Here is an 18,303-nt window from a genome sequence, read left to right on the forward strand (position 1 = left end):
TCAGGCCGCTGCCATCATGCGGCCTGCGCTTGGGACAAAGCCGTTTCCAGCATCTGTACCGGTTGAAATGCCTCTGGCGGGCATTCGTGGCTGGAGTGGCCAAAGGCGATCCGGCTTTTGACGTAATCAACCGAAATAAACGCCTCATCCATCCGCGCTATTGCCTTGCTGAACCTGTTACAAAGCAGCGCCACCTGCGCGGGCGTGGAACTGGTGTTTTGCACCAGAAACGCGCCATCCCCGTGATAGGTAAACAGGAACCCTTCCTCTTTCACGGTTTTTTCCAGAACCTTAATCATCTGCGTCAGGTAATACTGAAACCCCTCCTGACTAAGCCGCATGTACAAGCTTGGAAGGTTCTTCACCTTCAGCGCCAGAATATTCAACCGTTCGGGATGGTTTCTCTTCAACTGGTAGAGGAAATTCTCAAACGCATCTTTCGGGATCAGGCTGTTGCTGCCCGAAGTGGCGCGACCGGCCCTATCCACCGCAGCCACCAGTGCGCGTTCCATATTAGGCAGGCCAGCCGCTGGATCATTGCGCAGGTTGCGCAAGCTCGCAAGACGGGTCTCTGCCGCGTGCAGGCGTGTCTCTACCTCGTAGAACTCGAACGGCTTGGTGATGTAATCAAGCGCACCTGCCGCGAAAGCCCCTTGAATGTTTTTAACATCCCCCATCGCAGTGAGCTTCAGCACCGGTGCTGTCTTATATTGCGGCATCTCGCGCAGTTTCTTCAGCAGTTCCGTGCCATTCATCTGCGGCATTTGTATGTCGAGGATAAAGCAGTCAAACGGGACCGTAACCTTGTCTAACAGCGCCAGCGCCTCTGCGCCGGACCCAGCAGTTGCAAAGTCTTCATACCCCGCATGTACGAGAAACGCCGCCAGAATTTCGATGATCTCGGGATCATCATCCACAACCAGTATCTTCATCAGCCCACCTTGATGTCACAGAGCCGCGCACCGGAGCGCATATTCTCCGGAACCGGCGAACCAAAAACAATTTAACGAAAGACCCCTTACAATTTCTGGATACCATCTGACGGGCGAATACACGCACAGGTTAAAATATTCGGCCACTTTTCGCCCAATTTTGACACAATTTTGCCACAGTCAATCGGTGGAGCGGCCCGAATCTGGCGCGCAAAGCGGCAACATCCCACTAGCGCTACAATTAAAACCGCTGTCAGGCTCGACCAAGGGCACGGTTTCACCTAGATAAGGGACGCATCCAATCACAAGCCAGAGCCATGACAAAACTACCCCTGAACCTATACCTCGCTGCACCTCGCGGATTTTGCGCTGGCGTAGACCGTGCCATCAAAATCGTCGAAATGGCGTTGGAAAAATGGGGCGCGCCTGTCTACGTGCGCCATGAAATCGTTCACAATAAATACGTGGTGGACGGGCTGCGCGACAAAGGCGCGGTCTTTGTCGAGGAGCTGGCCGAGTGCCCCGACGACCGACCGGTGATCTTCTCGGCTCATGGCGTGCCAAAATCGGTACCTGCCGCAGCAGAGGCCCGCGAGATGGTCTTTGTCGATGCCACCTGCCCGCTGGTCAGCAAGGTCCACATCGAAGCGGAACGCCACCACCAGAACGGGCTGCAAATGGTCATGATCGGCCATGACGGCCACCCCGAAACCATCGGCACAATGGGCCAGCTACCCAAAGGCGAGGTTCTGTTGGTGGAAACCCCCGCCGATGTGGCCAAACTTTCGCCGCGCGATCCTGAACAACTGGCTTATATTACCCAGACAACCCTGTCTGTGGACGACACAATTGAAATCGTAGAGGCGCTGAGGGCGCGGTTCCCTGCAATTGTCGGCCCCCACAAAGAAGATATTTGCTACGCCACCACCAACCGTCAGGAAGCGGTGAAGGCGGTCGCCCCCAAGATAGACGCCCTGCTGGTAATCGGCGCGCCAAACTCTTCCAATTCCAAGCGGTTGGTCGAAGTGGGCAAAACCGCCGGATGCAGTTATTCCCAACTGGTGCAACGGGCCGCTGACATCGACTGGCGTGCGCTCGACGGGATCACATCCGTTGGCATCACCGCAGGTGCCTCTGCCCCTGAAGTCCTTATTAACGAGGTGATCGACGCCTTTAAGGACCGCTATGACGTCACAAGCGAGGTGGTCGAAACTGCCGTCGAAAACGTCAGCTTCAAAGTCCCCCGCGTCCTGCGCGACACTGCCGCCTGATGGCGCTGGCCCTGCCGCCACGCACTCCGCTGGCGCTGGCAACCCTTGGCACCGCCCCCTTTGTTGTAGCAGCAATCGGGGCGGCCACCGATACGGTTTTCACGCCCTTCCCGTACAGCAGTGTCGAATCCATCATCCATTTCGGCATCATCGTGCTGTCCTTTCTAACCGGCATTCTTTGGGGATTTGCGTCGCACTCCGCCAAGGGTCAGGCATCTTACGCCTATATCACCGGCGCAATCCCCGTCCTTTATGTCTTCTTCGCAGTGGTCGGAACCGACGCGGACAAGTTAGAGGCTTTGATGTTCGGCTTTCCCGCCCTGTTGACGATAGACACCTCCTTCCAGCACTCCCGCCTCGCGCCGCGCTGGTGGTTAACGTTGCGCATTCCAACAACGCTTGTAATTATCGCCTGCCTGACTGTCACACGGCTCAGCATTTGACGGGCTGTCCCGCGCCAATTGATTTCAGCACGGGTTCCATGACACAAATGCCCGACTGCAGGAGGATCGCCGATGGATCGCAAAACCATAGACGTATATGACGCCAAGGCGGGCGAATACGCCAAACTCGTCACTTCAGACACCCCTTCCCGCCACCTGCGTGCCTTTATGGATGCCCTGCCCCAAGGTGGCACGGTTCTAGATCTGGGCTGTGGTCCGGGCAACGCGGCCGCAACACTGCGCGACGCCGGATTTGGCGTTACAGCGATTGATGCCAGCCCGAAGATGGTCGAACTCGGCGCTGAACGCTACGGGCTGAACATCACGCTTGGCACCTTTGATGATGTCAACGAAACCGCCATTTACGATGGTGTCTGGGCCAGCTTCTCCCTACTTCACGCCCCGCGCGCCGATATCCCGCGCCACTTGTCCGCCATCCACACCGCGCTCAAACCGCAGGGTGTCTTTGTCATCGGCGTTAAAACCGGAACCGGCACCAGCAGGGATGCAATCGGACGGCAGTACACCTATTTCGAACCTGACGAACTGGACCGTATTTTGCGTGATGCCGGCTTTACGCCCATTGCCTCTGACAGCGGCTCTGATACAGGGTTGTCCGGTGAAACCTCCCCGTGGATAATTGTGACCGCCCATGCCTGAACTCTTTGCCTATACAGACGGTGCCTGCTCTGGAAACCCCGGTCCTGGAGGCTGGGGCGCGATGCTGATCGCCCGCGACGGCGATACCGTTCTGAAAACCCGCGAACTGAACGGCGGCGAACCGGAAACCACCAACAACCGCATGGAGCTTCTGGCCGCAATCAACGCGCTGGAGGCGCTGGAAAAGCCCAGCACCATCACCCTTGTGACTGACAGCAACTACGTCAAAGACGGGATCACCAAGTGGATCTTCGGCTGGAAGAAAAACGGCTGGAAAACCGCCGCCAAAAAACCAGTGAAAAACGAGGAACTGTGGAAGGCGCTCGACGCGGCCACACAGCGGCACTCCATCACGTGGAAGTGGATCAAGGGCCACGCCGGCCACGCCGAAAACGAACGTGCGGATGAACTTGCGCGGCAAGGAATGGAACCCTTCAAACCTGCCAAAAAGCCTGCAAAATCGAAATGAGCCCGCTCGACGCCCTCGATTTTGCGGCTGTGTTTGTCTTTGCCCTGACTGGCGCACTGACCGCCAGCCGCGCCCAGCTTGATATCATTGGCTTCGCCTTTCTGGCGAGCCTTACAGCAGTGGGCGGCGGCACCATCCGCGACCTGCTCCTCTACCAGAACCCGATCTTCTGGATTGACGACCCCCGCTACATCCTGATTGCCTGCGCCGCTGCGGCCCTCGTCTTTGTAACGGCTCACCTTTTCGAAAGCCGCCTGCGCGTGATCCTCTGGCTCGACGCGCTGGCCCTGTCTGTGGCTGTCGCCGCAGGCGCCGGTGTCGCGCTTGCCACCGGCCAGTCACCGATCATCGTCGCCCTGATGGGCGCAGTCACTGGCACAATGGGTGGCCTGATGCGCGATGTGGTCGCAAACGAAGTACCACTGGCCCTGAAGCAAGGCGAACTCTACGTCACCGCCGCCTTCGCTGGCGCAGTCGCAGCGCTGCTGACCGCCGGAGTGACCGACCACACCCTCGCGCCCCTCGCCGCCTGTACAGCCGTAACCCTCATCCTACGCGCCGGTTCCATAGCCTTCGGCTGGCGCCTGCCCGTCTACAAAAGCCGCCCCCCCAAGCAATAAGCGTCAACCCAAGGACGATTTCAAAGTTCTCCAAATACTCCCGCCGGAGGGGTATATCCTTCGTATCAAGCGCTTTCACGAACGCTCTGAGATTTAAATCGTGCTTTAATAAGAGTGCGGTAGCGTCGCAGCGCGGTCCGGAATTTCCCGGGCAGTGCCATCTGCGTTTGTAGATATTTCGGAGGTACAGTTCCCTGCCATTGTTGATCTGGCACCAAGCCACTTGTGAACTGCAATCGCTTTACGGCTGCAGCGATGGATCGTATGATTCTGCTATGAGACTTTCTAGACGTTACTTTTTGCTAGGTCTGACAACCACCACAGCCGGTGTCGTGGGCGTTGCAAGTATCAAGTTGCTGCAAAGCCAGCTGGTTGCATCCTCAAATTCACTAACCACCACGCAAGCGTATGCAGCCTTACGCGACGGGCAGATCATTCTTATTGATATACGGCGTCCTGAAGAATGGCGTGCGACAGGTATTGCACAGGGCGCGATACCTATTGATATGCGCCGAGAGGATTTCATCGAAGCGGTGCGTATCGCTGCCACCGATCCGTCGGTACCTATCGCCCTCATTTGCGCAGGCGGCGTGCGGTCGCGGCGGATTTTTGATACACTTGAAGACGCAGGAGTGACCAACATCATAGACGTGCCCGAAGGCATGTCCGGCTCTCGTGCCGGACCGGGCTGGATCGCCGCGGGCCTGCCGGTCGTAGGCTGGAGCGGACAACCATGAGGGCGCTCGCTCTTGTTTTTGCCCTCGCCGGTCCGCTTGTGACGACGGTTCCAAATGTAGCCGTGGCGTGCTCTGCAACGTCGCCCTGCGTGTTGGAGAACGGGGATTATCACATCGCACAACCGCTCGTGAACAGCCGCAAAAAGCCACCAGCGGTTGTCTATCTGCATGGTGCGGGCGGATCCGGTCGCGGTGCAATGCGCAACACCGCATTGGTAAAGCAGTTTGTCGATCGCGGTTATGTGTTTGCAGCCCCATCCGGGCTGCCGTGGCAAGGGCGGCAGGGTGGTATCTGGTCGTTTCACCCTAAACGTAACCAAGCCCGTGACGAAATCGCATTTCTGACAGATGTGCGCGATGATCTAATCTCCCGCCATAATGTGGACCCTGATCGCATTCTGTTGGTCGGGTTTTCCGTTGGAGGATCAATGACGGCCTATCTGGCCTGTGCTGCACCTGGCACGTTTGACGCCTATGCGCCCCTAGCTGGCAATTTTTGGCGCCCGCATCCCGAAAGTTGCGTGGGGCCGGTGCAGATGATGCACACCCACGGTTGGAGCGACGGAACGGTCCCCCTTGAAGGACGCATTCTGCGGGGGGATGGCATTGATGATCCCAACAGCTTGGTTCAGGGCGATATTTTCCATGCCATGACGATCTGGCGCGATACCAACGCGTGTCAGCGCCTGCAACCCAACCGTTTCTTTACCGAAGGTCCGTTTATGCGGCGCATCTGGGACAGCTGCGCCGCAGGTTCCGCGCTTCAATTCGCACTTTTTCCCGGTGGTCATCGTATTCCGGCCGGTTGGAGCGATCTGGTTCTGGATTGGTACGAAGGTCTGGACAGTCCCGCGCAAAACTAAATCTGCGCACTACTCTGCGGCGATACCTTCGGCTTGCGCGGTGGCCATGACAGCGGATTTGATCCATGCCCGCTCTGCGCGTGCGCGCGACACGATTATCGGCTCTATCAACGTGTGCGGGGTATCCATTCGCAAAGCACGCAGGGACAGTTTTTCGACGTGCATCGCGCTGAGACGCGACAAGGGAACAGCGCCAAGCAAACTGATCGCAAGTGGCAGGATCAGCACTGATGCGTGACCGTAGAACACCGCCGTACACACGATAAAACCGCAGACCGTTTCGACCCAATGGAACCGGAATGTTTGTTTCCAAGTATACCCGCCGCTGCCCCGATTTTGCGGCGACCACGCTGCGGATTTGCCCAGCACGGCGTAAACCGTCGCAATCGTTGTCTGAACCATCGTGATCGGTGCGTAAAGAACCGACAGGAAGAACTCGAACAGGACCGATCCCAAAAACGTGGTGCGTGACCGGTATGCAGCCCGCGTGTCAGCGCGTAGGCTAAAGATAATCGCGCCCAGAATTTTGGGGAATACCAACATGCCGTACACAAACAACAAATAGACCAAAGCCGCGCTCATTTCTTGTTCAGGCCAAACAGGAGCGAGCGGCGCATCCGGCGAGAAATAGGCCTTTGGTGCAACCGGAGACAATCCAAGAAAAGACCAAAAGACCAGCACGGCCAGCCACGCCGGACACATCAAGAACGCCAGCGCGCCCTGAAGCAAATGAAAGCGCGAAATGACATGGAACCCCCGCGCGGCCAGCAGCAGCAAATGCTGCATATTGCCAAGACACCAGCGACGGTCGCGCAGCGTATAATCAATCAAGGTCTGCGGTGTTTCTTCAAAACTGCCATCAAGACGCGGCAGAAAACGCACACTCCAACCAGCCCTACGCAACATGCCTGCCTCAACGAAATCATGGCTAAGAACCAGACGTTTGGCCCCTACTGCGTTGCGCAGATGGGGCAATCGTGCACTTTGGGCAAAGGCGCGCGTGCGGATGATGGCGTTGTGGCCCCAATAGTTGCCTTCATCTTGCGACCACGCATTCAGCCCTTCGGCGATGACTCCGCCGTAGACAAAATTCGAGAACTGGTTCACGCGGCTAAACAGGGTCTGCGCACCGATCAGAACGGGGCGGCTTTGGATCAAACCGGCATCGGGATCATCCGCCAACGCTTGTGTCAACTGGCGGATCGCTGCCCCGCTCATCAGGCTATCGGCATCCAGCACCACCATCGCATCATAGGCGCCGCCCCAGTTTTCGATCCAGTCAGTTATGTTTCCGACCTTCTTGTCCGTATTCCGGACGCGTCGGCGGTAAAACACGATGTCTTTAGACGAAAAACTGGCGCGCAGGATCGCCAAGGCTTGTTCTTCCTGAGCGGCAATTGCGGGGTCTTGGGTGTCGCTCAGAACAAAGAGGGTAAATTTGTCCAAGCCGGTTTTATCGTCCAAGTCCTTCAACATCGCCGCCGCGTTGCCAAACACATCGCAAGGAGCCTCATTGAAGATCGGTATGAGCAAGGCGACGTTACGGGGCAAGGACCTCAGGTTTGGGCTGGACGGTAGGACAGGCCGCATCGCCACACGTATGGCCCCCAAACAGGCGTTGTTCACTGAAAACGCAAGGTTCAGAAACGTGAGCGCCAACAAGCCGCTTACAACCGCTTCGATCAAGGTAATGCCGCCCGATGCGAAGAAATTAAACATCAAAACACACAGCGTGACGGTCAATGCAATCGTTGGAATAAACGCTGACAACCGCCACGCCAGATCACGCAGCTTTGGCGCGGTCAACATGGCCCGCGGCGGCCCATGCGCTGCAAAGGTCTGCGCAGGCATCTCCAACGGCGCCCGCGGCGGCATATGAATCGCGCCATAGTCCATCAAACGGTCCACCGATACAGCCAGATTTCGCTCAGCGGGGTATCATCAACAAGCAGTTGCGTTCTGAACTCGATCGTTTTGGCACCGTCTGGTTCAAATTTGAACGCCAGTCGCGGGCCGCCCGTTTCTGGATTGCGCTGCAATACACCGCTTGAAACCTTGCCAGCGCTGGCTTGGATCGGATGGGAGATCGCGCTGAAATCGGTAGGCATCTTCGCACCGGCATCAAAATCAATTACGACAATAATTCCCCGGTTTTCAAAGGCAGACCCAATCATGGTGTTCCGCACGGCCAACCCGTTGCCATACATGTTGTCTTGGCTCCACGTCAGGCGATAGCTGAGCGCATGGTCCGAGCCAGCACGCCAGATCTCCTTTGGTGTCCAAAAGCAGACGATATTGTCGAATACTTCCGAAGGGGTCGGAATTTCTACCAAGGTCACAGCACCCGCGCCCCAGTCCCCTTTGGGCTCAACCCAGACACCCGGACGGCGATGATACAGCGCTTCGAGATCGGCAAAGTCCCGATATTCCTGCGCACGTTGCATAAGACCGAACCCCGTGGGGTTGTTATCAATGAAAGAGCTTATTTGCAGATGCGCCGGATTAGCCAGCGGCCGCCACAGTGTCTCCCCCGCGCCATTGACGATCAACAACCCGTCAGAATCGTGTACGGCAGGGCGGAAGTCGGTAAACTTGTGCCGGTTGGTCTGATCGTATTGAAACATCGATGTCAGGGGGGCGACCCCCAGATGCTCCATATCCTCGCGCGGGAAAAGACGCGCTTCGATGTCCATCACCAGCGCCTCGCCCGGAGTGATTTCAAACCGGTAAGCCCCCGTACAACTGGGGCTATCCAACAGCGCATGCACGACGAATGCCTTGCCCTTAGCGTTAGGTTTTTCCAGCCAAAAAGCGCGAAAAACGGGGAACTCCTCACCACGTTCTTGGGCCGTATCAATGGCAAGCGCACGGGCAGACAAGCCGTAAATATTACCATTACCAATGGCGCGAAAATAACTGGCACCTTGAAACACAGCGAACTCTTCGTAGATGCCCGCACGTTGCAGTTCAGCGCGCAAACGTAGACCGGAGTACCCGAGACTGTCACCAACCGGCAGTTCGGGAAACTTGTCCGTTGTTCCGAACATCTCCATGTCAAACAACAAAGGCGCTGCGACACCGTTCTCGACAATTGATATTTCTACAGGGTGGGGAAAATACAGTCCGGGCGCGAAAACATCCAAGCGCAGGGGTACGTCTTCTTGGTTGTTCCAAAGCGCATTACGATTGTCAAACCAGATGGATTGATAATCCTCATAACTGATCTGCGTCCATTCCTCGGGCACGCTGGCCGGAGCTTTATAGGCTTGTTTGCTAAGGTTGCGGGCCAGATCAATCACATTATCAGCTTTAAACGCCACACCTGCCCCAAGCTGAAGCCCCTTTGGTGGTGCGTCTTGGGCCAACACGGGGGACGCTGCAAGCGCTGCAAGGCCCGCAATGAACTCACGACGCAGCATAAGCGGCCCTTCCTGTTTTCCAAGGCTGGGACTTCATCCATCCCGCAACATAAGCGGTGATCACCAACAACAGCATACCGAACAGGTTGACCGTGACGACGATCCACAGGTCGCGCCCGATCAAATCCATGATCACACCGTTCATGCGCCCGACCACAATGGAAACGACGAAAACGGCCAAGGATTGCTGCCCAACTTTGAGGAAAATCGCCAGGATACGCGACCAAATGCGCCCCAGTGCAGTGTCCCCGCCGCGCAGCCTGTCGCCTTTGTCACCGGCAATCACCCACCCAAGATAGGCAAGCCCCAGAAACTGGCCGTAGCGCAAAATACCGAAATCCGTTTTTGAGAACCATTGCGGGTGATCGGCCCGCCATTCCCGCGCACCTTCAACACCGAGCTCACGCACACCAATGTCCGAGAACGGCACATTTGCAAGAACCACCAAAGCCGCCAACCCGATCAGCCACCAAGATACAGGTGGTTTGGGCAACCAACCGCGCATGAATGCAAATCCGGTGAAGAACAGGACCTGCCAGCCAAAGGGGTTCAAGAACCAGCGCCGCTGCCAGTTGTCGTCGCCCACCCACGGCTCTGCCATAAAGTTAAGATATGGAATGCCCAGATATTCTGTCAGCGCCCGTTGTCCCAACACCCACACCGAAACAGACACTGCAACGAGCAGACCAAAGTGGATGCGTGCCAGAACGATAAACACCGGCATCATTGCCAGTACGACCATATACATAGGCAGGATATCAAACAGGTTGGGCACCCATCCCAGCGTCATAAAGCTCAGCAGGATTGACGGGTTTTCCCACATCTCGGATTCAACGAATAGCATCCAAAGGTTCAAATTTCCCCAATAATTGCGCGTTGTGAGGTCAAGGTTGGTAAAGTAGACCATCAAGGCTGCGGTCGCAAAAAACAGGCAAACATGCGCCCAGTAGATTTGCCAGATGCGAAACACGACACGCGCCGTCCCCAACAGCCAACCTGCGCGATCAAACGTTGCCCCAAAGGCAATCGCACTCGCCATACCGGAGCAGAACACAAACATTTCAGTCGCGTCGGAAAACCCGAACCGAGCCGGTATCCAGTTGGTGAACACATTTCCTGGCGTATGCGCGAACAAGATGATGAACATCGCCAGCCCGCGAAAGAAATCGAGCCGTACATCACGCATGGGTTTCGCTCCGCTCGCAGAAGGGTTGATCACGATAAAGCACCCACTCGATTTCCAAGATTATTCAGCTGCGGTAGCCGAAGCACCGGCAGATTGCAATTTCATGATCCGGTCTTGGCGGGAAACCGCGAAAGCATCGTCGTTTCCATCGCGTGCAGATGTGCGCGCGGACAACAGCATTTGCGTTTCTGCCAGCCTCCCCGCGCGCAAGCCCGCCTCAATCGCGAGACGTTCAAAGACATCTCGCTGTGCGTGGCTGCCCCCCATGGCCTGAAAGTAGGGTTGGGCGCTTTTGAACTGCGCAAACGCGGTACTGTAATCGCCATGCCCAAACGCCGCGAGCGCGGCTGACGTTGCCTCTCCCGGAGACCGCATCACGCGGCCTGTATCATCGTCGATCTGTGCGCTTTGAATGACCCGTGCGTTCAGTTCCGCCGCTGCTTCATGGCGGGTGTCCCCGATCAGGGCCAGCATGTAGTGCATATCTGCAAACGTCAGACATCCATCGGTGCTGCGGGTTTCGGCCAAATCGGCCAGTTCGGACCAGCGATCACTAACATCGATACCTTCAAGCTCCAAGCGCATCAACAAAGAGCTGGCATTTGAAAAGTCCCGGTAATCGTCCGTTTTCTCGTCACGGATTTTGGTGTCATAAAGATCAAGAACGGTTGCGATATCGTTTTTGCCCAGATGTAACAGGGCTTTGTGCCACCAAACATGGAACCGGAAATTGTTACAGTGGTCCCACGCGGGCGCATTGTTGTCTATCAGCGCGATGCCCGCATCTACCTTGTTGGTCATGTCATAGACATGGGCCACAGCGTGAAGGCCCCACGCATCATCAGTGCTAAATTGCAAAGCGCGTCGGCCGACGGCCTCGGCCAAATTGAAATTTCCAGCCTCTTCGAGTGCAAAAGCATGGCATCCCAGCGCATACCCGAAATAGGCATGGTCCGGCCCGTGAGCGTCCAGCACACGTTCGACGGACTGCAACATACCGGCGCGATCGCCCAACATAAACCGGATGCCGTGGGACAATTTCATGCTGATTGTATCGGTAAGGTTCAATCGGATCGCAGCTTCCATACGCAAAACGGCGTTTGCCGGCTTGCCGTCCAGCCAGTCCAGCAAGGCCATGCACCACAGCCGTTCCCGCTGCAATGCGCCGCCCTGCGCCAACAGGCGCTGCGCCTCGTCGCTTGCGGCCTGTGCGATAGCGACCATCTCGCGGCGCCCAAGCATCAAACATGCAAGGCCCTTCATCGCATGGCCCATCGCAAAATCAGGCGCACGGGCAAGCAGATCGGTTAGATGATGTCCGGTTTGGCTGCCATGGGACAGCACCCCATGTACAACCCCATTCCACGACTCCAGCGCGCTGGGATCAGAGAGACTCACATTGCAAGCGCAGCTATCAATTAACATCTAACATCCTTTGCTGGCAGTCGGAGATAAGACCTTTGCCGTAGTCCTGTGATACTCGGCGGGTCTTACAGGACGCACATCAACAGTCTGTTATATGTCGAAGCTGTGAACTTTGTGTCATAACCAGCAATTTCGATGAGACGTCAAAATCTGATCCAGTTGCGCAGTATCCGCCCCGAAACAAGGCGGCGCCAAATCATAACGCACAGCCGTGCGGGAGAACTTCAGAGGGTTTCCCAGTACCGAAATAGACCTGTCTTTTGCATCCTCGGACCCTATCGCAACGACCGCGCCACGGGCATGTGCCTTCTCCTAGGTTAATGCCTCTGCGACAGTATTGATCGGACCGCACGGCATCCCGACAGTCTGTAACAATTCAAAGATCGCTTTGCTGGTTCGGGTGCTAAACACATCGAAGGGGTCGATATTAGGGTGCCCGTTGCCGCGGCGAACGGGTATCGTCACGCCCACTATTGGGATTTTCAATCTTGCTGACGGTGGCGCCAAGGTCGCAGAGCAATTGGGTTGCTGTTGGTCCCGACAGTATCCGGCTAAGGTCCAGCAGCAATACCCCGTCGAGCGCGCCTGCTTGAGCTTTAGAATGCATCGTCATAGGCTCTTTTGTCGATTTCCACGGCAATCACGCTGAAGGTATCCACGGCTTGCGCTTTACTAAGGGCAGCGCGCAAATCATCTGCGTTTGACACGCTTACACCGTGGCCGCCAAAGGCACGGCCAATTGCCGCGATGTCGGAACGGGCGAAATCAACACCGGCATTTTTCATCTGTCGGCCACGTTGTTTCATCTCGATTAAAGCCAATGATGCATCCACAAACACAACAAAAATTGTCCTGAGCGCGTTTTCCGCCGCTGTTGCGAGTTCGCCGACAACCATCAAGAACCCTGCATCACCGCTGAACGAAACAACCGTGCGATCCGGTTCTGCGATTTGTGCGCCCATCGCCAATGGCACAGCACACCCCATCGTGCAAAATCCCGATGACTGGGTCAGCGCCTTTGGAAAGGTGCAAGTCCACATCTGGCTTAGCAAAATGCGATGTGCGCCACTGTCGGCGGTGGCCAGCGTGGTGTCGGGCAGCTCCTCTTGGCAAATCGAGATCGCTTGCGCCGGCCCCCACGTATCACCCTTCGGAAAGGCGTGCGCCAAGGCGTCTTTAGTCTGTGCGACCGCATCATCGGACCACCCGTTCAAAGGCGCATCAGGCAAGATTGCGGCAGTGGTTTGCACACAGTCCCCAATAAAGCTGTGCGTGGCCTGATGCATGTAATGGTGGTTGGGCGCGGCGGTGATATCAATCACCACCTGCGTTTGCGGGTTCCACGGGTTTTGCCAGCCCGTGCGCATTTCAACCGGATCGTATCCAATGGCCAAAATCACGTCCGCTTGCGCCACGAGAGGCAGCAATATTTCATCCGCTTTGGGTGACAAACCGGCCCCGCCCAACGCCAGATAGTGGCGTTCGTCCATCACACCTTTTGCCTTGTAAGTCGTGATAACAGGCGCGCCCAAATGCTCGGCCACGTGGCGGACGCAGTCGGCCCCTTGCGGGGAAATCACATCCAGACCCGCAATAATCAAGGGGCGCTCCGCCGCTGCAAGTGCGTTTTTAGCAACGACCAGAGCATCGGGGGAAGGCACCATCGGCAAAGCGGGCGTGCGCAGCCCCCCCGCGCCGGTTGCTTGGGCATCAGCCACAGAAATCGGCACGTCGATGTGCACAGGGCCGGGTCGGCCTTCGGTGGCGATCCCGACAGCCTTGTCCGCGATCACATGAGCCGCGCCTGCGTTCAGCGTAAAGCTGGCCTTGGTAACAGGCTCAAAAACCTTTGCTTGATCCAGCACTTGATGAGTGTAGGTTTGCGCTGTCTCAGGATCAACACAGCCCGTCAACACAATCAACGGCACACAGTCCTGACGCGCATTCTCGACCACGTTAATGCCATTCAGCGCACCTGGCCCCACTGTGGAAAGCAAGATTCCGGGCGCACCCGTGCGATGATACGCGCCCTCGGCCATGAAGCCCGCCGCGTTTTCATGGCGGCACATCACAAACCGGATCCCCGCCTTTTCCAACGCATCGAGCAATGTCAAAACCTCGCCTCCCGGCATGCCGAACGCCCACCTGCACCCGCTTTCATAAAGTCGGTTCGCTACAACATCAGCTGCTCTCATGGTCGGATGCTCCGTTCCTGTTCCAGCTTGCGATGCACTAAGCCCATCCATCATGCAAGTTGCCCCACGCAGTTGTTATCGAAAGAAGTGGCGTTATCGCGTCACCAGCTTAATATGATCCCGCTGAGCTATCGTGACTGACCGCGACGCAGGTACTGCCGCGCCCTGCTGGCCCAAGAATAGATTTCACTCTCACTCAAACGTGTTTTGAATGTTAAACACGCCCGTGGTTTTGAAATAGAAGGCCCCAACGCGCAACTTGCGCCTCTCCAAGGAATTGAAACTGTGACCTTGAAGACAAAACTCTCTATCGCCCTTTTAATCATACGCTTGAGCATTGGAGCATTTTTCGGGATTTGGGCCTCGCTCAAGTTCTATCGGCCAGAGTGGTTCGAGAACGTCTTCACAAATTTCTACGGGCTGGAATTTATCACACGCGACATGTCGACCTACGTGGGCAGCCTGCAAATGGTGATCACACTACTGTTCATTTTAGGCCTGTGGCGGACGTTCAGTTACGGCGCGCTGGTTTTGATGCAGGCTGCGGGTGTTTTAGGATCAGTGCCGAACCTCACCGCATGGACGACCTATCCCAACAACCTTATGTGGGCTGCGGTTCCTGCATTGGGTGCTGCGATCGCCCTGTTTATCTTACGCAAGGAAGACTGGCTCTCACTCGACGGATTGCGCAGCGGGCGGCAGACATAAGTATTGCAGAGGTTGTTCCCAACAGCGCAAATGCCAGCGTAGGCTCGCAAAGCTGCAACGCTGATCAGCAGCGCGAACACCTCAGGCACGGACAATTTGGCCCGTGTTTGCATGGATTGCGGGTCAAGCTGAAGCCCCCCTCCGCGCCCAACGTCAGAATGGATCACATACCCTTCGTCACGCAAAGCGCTGATGTCGCGCAACACAGTCCTGCGCGACGCGCCAACATCCTCGGCCAGCGCATCAATGGTGGATGTGCCGTTACGGCGGAGGGTGCGCACGATTGCATCGTGTCTGAGCTTTATATTCATAACCGCAGATTACCACAAATGGTGACATATTTTGGCACCTTTTCATTCTACACAAATTTCAGCAACGAAAAACAAGGAGATTGCATCATGGAACGCACCGCAGTGAACCCCTGGGACTGGTCGACCAAGCTGGGTTACAATCAAGCTGAAATCATCGAAGGCGCGACGCGGCAGGTGATCTGTGCAGGTCAGACTGCGGTGGATGGCCAAGGCACCCCGCAACACCTCGGCGACATGCGGGCCCAGATCAGTTTGGCGCTCGACAATCTCGAAGCCGTCTTGAAGGGCGCGGGGATGGACCTGAGCAATGTGATCAAACTCGGGGTTTACGCAACAGACGTGGACGAGGCCCTTAAAAACTTTGACCTGATGGGGATGCGGTTCGGCCCGCACCAGGTCTCCCCGCCTATGACGCTGTTGGGTGTCACACGTCTCGCCATTCCCGGACTGCTGTTCGAGATTGAAGCAACGGCAGCGGCCTAGCGCTTACGAAGGCGGCCATTGGAGTAAAAATCGCCAATGGCCGTCCTGTCTAGCAGATCGAATATCCAACCAGTAAAATGCGGCGGTGAGGCCTTGACGATATAACCGCCGGAGGCTTCACCCCCATAAGCTGGCTTACCTAGTTAGCCCCACCAAACACAGCGCCTTTGGTCAGGGGGAAACCGCGCAGAAAATCTTCGGGGTCCATGACACCTTTGCCGGCCCGTTGCAGCTTTAACAGATCGACGGCACCATCCCCGCAGGCCACGCGCAGGGCGTCATTTAGCACTTCGCCCGGCGCGCCCTTACCTTCTGTTGCGACACGGCTCAGAAGCAGCTTAACCCGTTGTCCATCTGCCATGCTCCACGCGCCCGGAAATGGCGAGAGCCCGCGGATTTGGCGGTCCACTTCAGATGCTGGCCGGGTCCAGTCAACGGCAGCTTCGGCCTTGTCGATCTTGGCCGCGTAGGTCACACCGTCTTCGGGTTGGGGCACGGCGTCCATCGAAATACCATCTGCCAGCACCGACAGGATCGCATCCCGCCCCATCAGGCTTAGCCGGTCGTGCAAGATGGCAGTTGTGTCCGTGCCTGAAATATCAGTGCGCGTAGTCAGCAGCACAGGGCCGGTATCAAGCCCCGCTTCCATCTGCATCACGCAAACACCGGTTTCGGCGTCCCCTGCCAGAATCGCGCGGTGGATTGGCGCAGCACCGCGCCAGCGCGGCAGCAGGCTCGCGTGGATATTAAGGCACCCTTTAGCGGGCGCATCCAACAAAGCCTGTGGCAGGATCAGCCCGTAGGCCACCACCACGGCCACATGCGCATTCAGCGCGGCAAAAGCATCGCGATCCGCCTGTTCCTTGAAATTCACCGGATGGCGCACTGGCAGGCCCAGCGCCTCGGCTGTGTTTTGCACCGGCGAGGGGCGGTCCTTTTTACCCCGTCCCGCAGGGCGCGGGGGCTGGCAGTAAACGGCGCAGACCTCATGGCCTGCATCTACGATACCTTGCAGAATAGGCACGGAAAAATCCGGCGTCCCCATGAAAACGACACGCATTACGCACGCCCTTTCTTCAGCGTCAGTTTGCGCGCTTTGGCCACCAACATCTTGCGCTTTACGGCGCTGAGGTTGTCGAAAAACATTTTACCATTCAGATGATCGATCTGATGCTGCACGCTGGTCGCCCAAAGCCCCACAAGATCCTTGCGCTGCTTCACGCCGTTTTCATCCAGATAAGTCACAGTCACTCCACGAGGCCGCGCGATTTTCGCCGATACACCAGGCAGATTGGGCGAGGCTTCGGTATATTCCCGCAGCTTTACACTGGCATCAATGATTTCGGGGTTGGCCATCCGCAGCGGCTTATTGCCTGCCTCGGACGCATCCACCACTGCAAGCCGTTGCATGACGCCGATCTGACAAGCCGCCAAACCCACCCCCGGCATGGCATACATACTGTCGAGCATGTCATCCCAAATCGCGCGAACCGCATCGTCAACCGATTCAACCGGTTCGCAAACACTGCGCAGCCGTTGGTCGGGCCACGGGATAAACGGGCGAACAGTCATGGTGTTTCCTTTTGATAATCAAGCACAAGCCGCCCTTCGAGATGATCGGCTTCATGCTGAATCACGACGGCGGCGTCGCCTTCAAACTCTTGTTGGTGCCACGCACCGCTCACGTCTTGCCACGCGAACCTGATCTGCGCAGGGCGCGTCACCTCTATCGGCGTATCAGGGATGGACAGACATTGCTCGGCCACTGTGCGGCTGTCTGTGCCAATTGGCGTTACAAGCGGGTTAACGCATACATATGGTTTCTCTGCTCCGGCCTTCCAATCTGCATCAAATACAAATATCCGCCGAAGATCACCCACCTGTGGCGCGGCCAGCCCACGCCCTTGTGCGCCGTACATGGTGTGCAGCATATCTTGTGCCAGCCGTGCCAGCGCATCGTCAAAAACCTCTACCGCAGAACACACCTGCCGCAACACGGGATCAGGATGCATTACGATCGGTAAAAGCTTCATCCGCGCGCCCGCTCTTTTTTCAGCTTCAGCATTTTCTTGGTGATCATCGAACGCTTCAGCCCGCTGAGGTAATCAATAAACAGCTTGCCGTTCAGATGGTCCAACTCGTGCTGCGCGCAGGTCGCCCAAAGCCCGTCGAACTCCCGCTCCTGCTGCTCGCCCTCTATGTTCAGGAACTGCAACACCGCACGGGCGGGGCGTTCCACATCTTCGTACATCTCGGGGATGGACAGGCAGCCCTCGTTATAGACGCTGGTTTCGTCACTGGTCCAGACCACCGCCGGATTGATCAGCACCATCGGCTCGGACTCTTCGTCCTTTCCGGTGCAATCCATCACGAACAGCCGGTGGAGCGACCCCACCTGCGGCGCGGCGAGTCCGACGCCAGGGGCATCATACATGGTTTCCAGCATATCGCGGGCCAGCGCCTGCACCTCTGGCGTGACCGCCTCGACAGCGGGGCAGACCTTCTTGAGGAGCGGATCGGGGTGTATCAGGATTTCTTTTACAGACATGCCCGCCATTTAGGATAATCCCCGCGTCCATGC

19 protein-coding genes and 2 pseudogenes are annotated in these 18,303 nt (G+C 56.9%); 9 read left to right on the plus strand and 12 right to left on the minus strand.

What is annotated here, in order from left to right; translation table 11 throughout:
* Nucleotides 1-14: 14 nt before the first annotated feature.
* On the minus strand, nucleotides 15-932 hold the full coding sequence (locus tag IEX10_RS17745; RefSeq protein ID WP_188678419.1) for a response regulator transcription factor: 918 nt from the start codon (nucleotides 930-932) through the stop codon (nucleotides 15-17).
* A gap of 317 nt (nucleotides 933-1,249) precedes the next feature.
* Between IEX10_RS17745 and ispH the strand changes: the two genes are divergently transcribed.
* The 7 genes from ispH (at nucleotide 1,250) to IEX10_RS17780 (ending at nucleotide 5,995) form a co-directional block, all read left to right on the plus strand.
* Nucleotides 1,250-2,203: a 4-hydroxy-3-methylbut-2-enyl diphosphate reductase gene (ispH, locus tag IEX10_RS17750; RefSeq protein ID WP_188678421.1), complete on the plus strand. Its 954-nt coding sequence runs from the start codon at nucleotides 1,250-1,252 to the stop codon at nucleotides 2,201-2,203.
* The gene (locus IEX10_RS17755) at nucleotides 2,203-2,646 is read left to right on the plus strand and encodes a DUF3429 domain-containing protein (RefSeq protein WP_188678422.1); all 444 of its coding nucleotides are present in this window, start codon (nucleotides 2,203-2,205) and stop codon (nucleotides 2,644-2,646) included. Before ispH ends, IEX10_RS17755 begins: the two co-directional genes overlap by 1 nt.
* Nucleotides 2,647-2,718: 72 nt before the next feature.
* Entirely contained in the window at nucleotides 2,719-3,306 is a 588-nt protein-coding gene (locus IEX10_RS17760) for a class I SAM-dependent DNA methyltransferase (RefSeq protein ID WP_188678424.1), read from the plus strand.
* Nucleotides 3,299-3,775, plus strand: a complete 477-nt coding sequence (gene rnhA, locus IEX10_RS17765; RefSeq protein WP_188678426.1) for a ribonuclease HI — start codon at nucleotides 3,299-3,301, stop codon at nucleotides 3,773-3,775. The genes IEX10_RS17760 and rnhA overlap by 8 nt, the downstream gene beginning before the upstream one ends.
* Nucleotides 3,772-4,395: a trimeric intracellular cation channel family protein gene (locus IEX10_RS17770; protein WP_188678428.1), complete on the plus strand. Its 624-nt coding sequence runs from the start codon at nucleotides 3,772-3,774 to the stop codon at nucleotides 4,393-4,395. The genes rnhA and IEX10_RS17770 overlap by 4 nt, the downstream gene beginning before the upstream one ends.
* 275 nt (nucleotides 4,396-4,670) lie before the next feature.
* Nucleotides 4,671-5,132: a rhodanese-like domain-containing protein gene (locus IEX10_RS17775; RefSeq protein WP_188678430.1), complete on the plus strand. Its 462-nt coding sequence runs from the start codon at nucleotides 4,671-4,673 to the stop codon at nucleotides 5,130-5,132.
* A complete protein-coding gene (locus tag IEX10_RS17780) occupies nucleotides 5,129-5,995 on the plus strand; it encodes a CE1 family esterase (RefSeq protein ID WP_188678432.1) in 867 nt (288 codons plus the stop codon). The genes IEX10_RS17775 and IEX10_RS17780 overlap by 4 nt, the downstream gene beginning before the upstream one ends.
* A 9-nt stretch (nucleotides 5,996-6,004) precedes the next feature.
* Here IEX10_RS17780 and mdoH read toward each other — a convergent pair whose 3' ends face one another.
* The 6 genes and pseudogenes from mdoH to IEX10_RS17810 all read right to left on the minus strand — a co-directional run bounded on the left by mdoH (nucleotide 6,005) and on the right by IEX10_RS17810 (nucleotide 14,271).
* Entirely contained in the window at nucleotides 6,005-7,891 is a 1,887-nt protein-coding gene (mdoH, locus tag IEX10_RS17785; RefSeq protein WP_188678434.1) for a glucans biosynthesis glucosyltransferase MdoH, read from the minus strand.
* The gene (locus IEX10_RS17790) at nucleotides 7,891-9,414 is read right to left on the minus strand and encodes an OpgD/OpgG family glucan biosynthesis protein (protein ID WP_188678436.1); all 1,524 of its coding nucleotides are present in this window, start codon (nucleotides 9,412-9,414) and stop codon (nucleotides 7,891-7,893) included. Before IEX10_RS17790 ends, mdoH begins: the two co-directional genes overlap by 1 nt.
* Entirely contained in the window at nucleotides 9,401-10,600 is a 1,200-nt protein-coding gene (locus IEX10_RS17795; protein WP_188678438.1) for an OpgC family protein, read from the minus strand. Before IEX10_RS17795 ends, IEX10_RS17790 begins: the two co-directional genes overlap by 14 nt.
* Before the next feature lie 60 nt (nucleotides 10,601-10,660).
* On the minus strand, nucleotides 10,661-12,025 hold the full coding sequence (locus tag IEX10_RS17800; RefSeq protein WP_188678440.1) for a tetratricopeptide repeat protein: 1,365 nt from the start codon (nucleotides 12,023-12,025) through the stop codon (nucleotides 10,661-10,663).
* Nucleotides 12,026-12,476: 451 nt separating this feature from the next.
* Nucleotides 12,477-12,638 (minus strand): annotated as a pseudogene (locus tag IEX10_RS17805) (CoA transferase); the annotation flags it as partial.
* On the minus strand, nucleotides 12,622-14,271 hold the full coding sequence (locus IEX10_RS17810; RefSeq protein WP_188678570.1) for a thiamine pyrophosphate-binding protein: 1,650 nt from the start codon (nucleotides 14,269-14,271) through the stop codon (nucleotides 12,622-12,624). The pseudogene IEX10_RS17805 and the gene IEX10_RS17810, both read right to left, overlap by 17 nt.
* A 234-nt stretch (nucleotides 14,272-14,505) precedes the next feature.
* Between IEX10_RS17810 and IEX10_RS20050 the strand changes: the two genes are divergently transcribed.
* Nucleotides 14,506-14,928 (plus strand): hypothetical protein, encoded by a 423-nt coding sequence (locus IEX10_RS20050; protein WP_229678631.1) that lies wholly within the window; start codon nucleotides 14,506-14,508, stop codon nucleotides 14,926-14,928.
* Between the two features lie 41 nt (nucleotides 14,929-14,969).
* Here the strand turns inward: IEX10_RS20050 and IEX10_RS20215 are convergent.
* Nucleotides 14,970-15,239: pseudogene (locus IEX10_RS20215) on the minus strand (helix-turn-helix transcriptional regulator); the annotation flags it as partial.
* 87 nt (nucleotides 15,240-15,326) lie between these two features.
* On the opposite strand from IEX10_RS20215, the gene IEX10_RS17820 reads away from it, so the two are divergent.
* Nucleotides 15,327-15,722, plus strand: coding sequence for a RidA family protein (locus IEX10_RS17820; RefSeq protein WP_188678446.1), 396 nt, complete (start codon nucleotides 15,327-15,329; stop codon nucleotides 15,720-15,722).
* A gap of 139 nt (nucleotides 15,723-15,861) precedes the next feature.
* Here the strand turns inward: IEX10_RS17820 and fmt are convergent, their stop codons facing one another.
* Genes fmt through def (IEX10_RS17840) form a run of 4 tightly spaced genes read right to left on the minus strand, consistent with a single transcriptional unit; the run spans nucleotide 15,862 to nucleotide 18,270 of the window.
* A complete protein-coding gene (gene fmt / locus IEX10_RS17825) occupies nucleotides 15,862-16,782 on the minus strand; it encodes a methionyl-tRNA formyltransferase (protein ID WP_188678448.1) in 921 nt (306 codons plus the stop codon).
* Nucleotides 16,782-17,294, minus strand: coding sequence for a peptide deformylase (gene def / locus IEX10_RS17830; RefSeq protein ID WP_188678450.1), 513 nt, complete (start codon nucleotides 17,292-17,294; stop codon nucleotides 16,782-16,784). The genes fmt and def (IEX10_RS17830) overlap by 1 nt, the downstream gene beginning before the upstream one ends.
* A complete protein-coding gene (gene def, locus IEX10_RS17835) occupies nucleotides 17,291-17,755 on the minus strand; it encodes a peptide deformylase (protein ID WP_188678452.1) in 465 nt (154 codons plus the stop codon). The genes def (IEX10_RS17830) and def (IEX10_RS17835) overlap by 4 nt, the downstream gene beginning before the upstream one ends.
* A complete protein-coding gene (def, locus tag IEX10_RS17840) occupies nucleotides 17,752-18,270 on the minus strand; it encodes a peptide deformylase (RefSeq protein ID WP_188678572.1) in 519 nt (172 codons plus the stop codon). Before def (IEX10_RS17840) ends, def (IEX10_RS17835) begins: the two co-directional genes overlap by 4 nt.
* Nucleotides 18,271-18,303 lie beyond the last annotated feature (33 nt).

Origin of the sequence: Neptunicoccus cionae, assembly GCF_014643735.1 — a bacterium.
GTDB classification, from domain to species: Bacteria; Pseudomonadota; Alphaproteobacteria; order Rhodobacterales; family Rhodobacteraceae; genus Amylibacter; species Amylibacter cionae.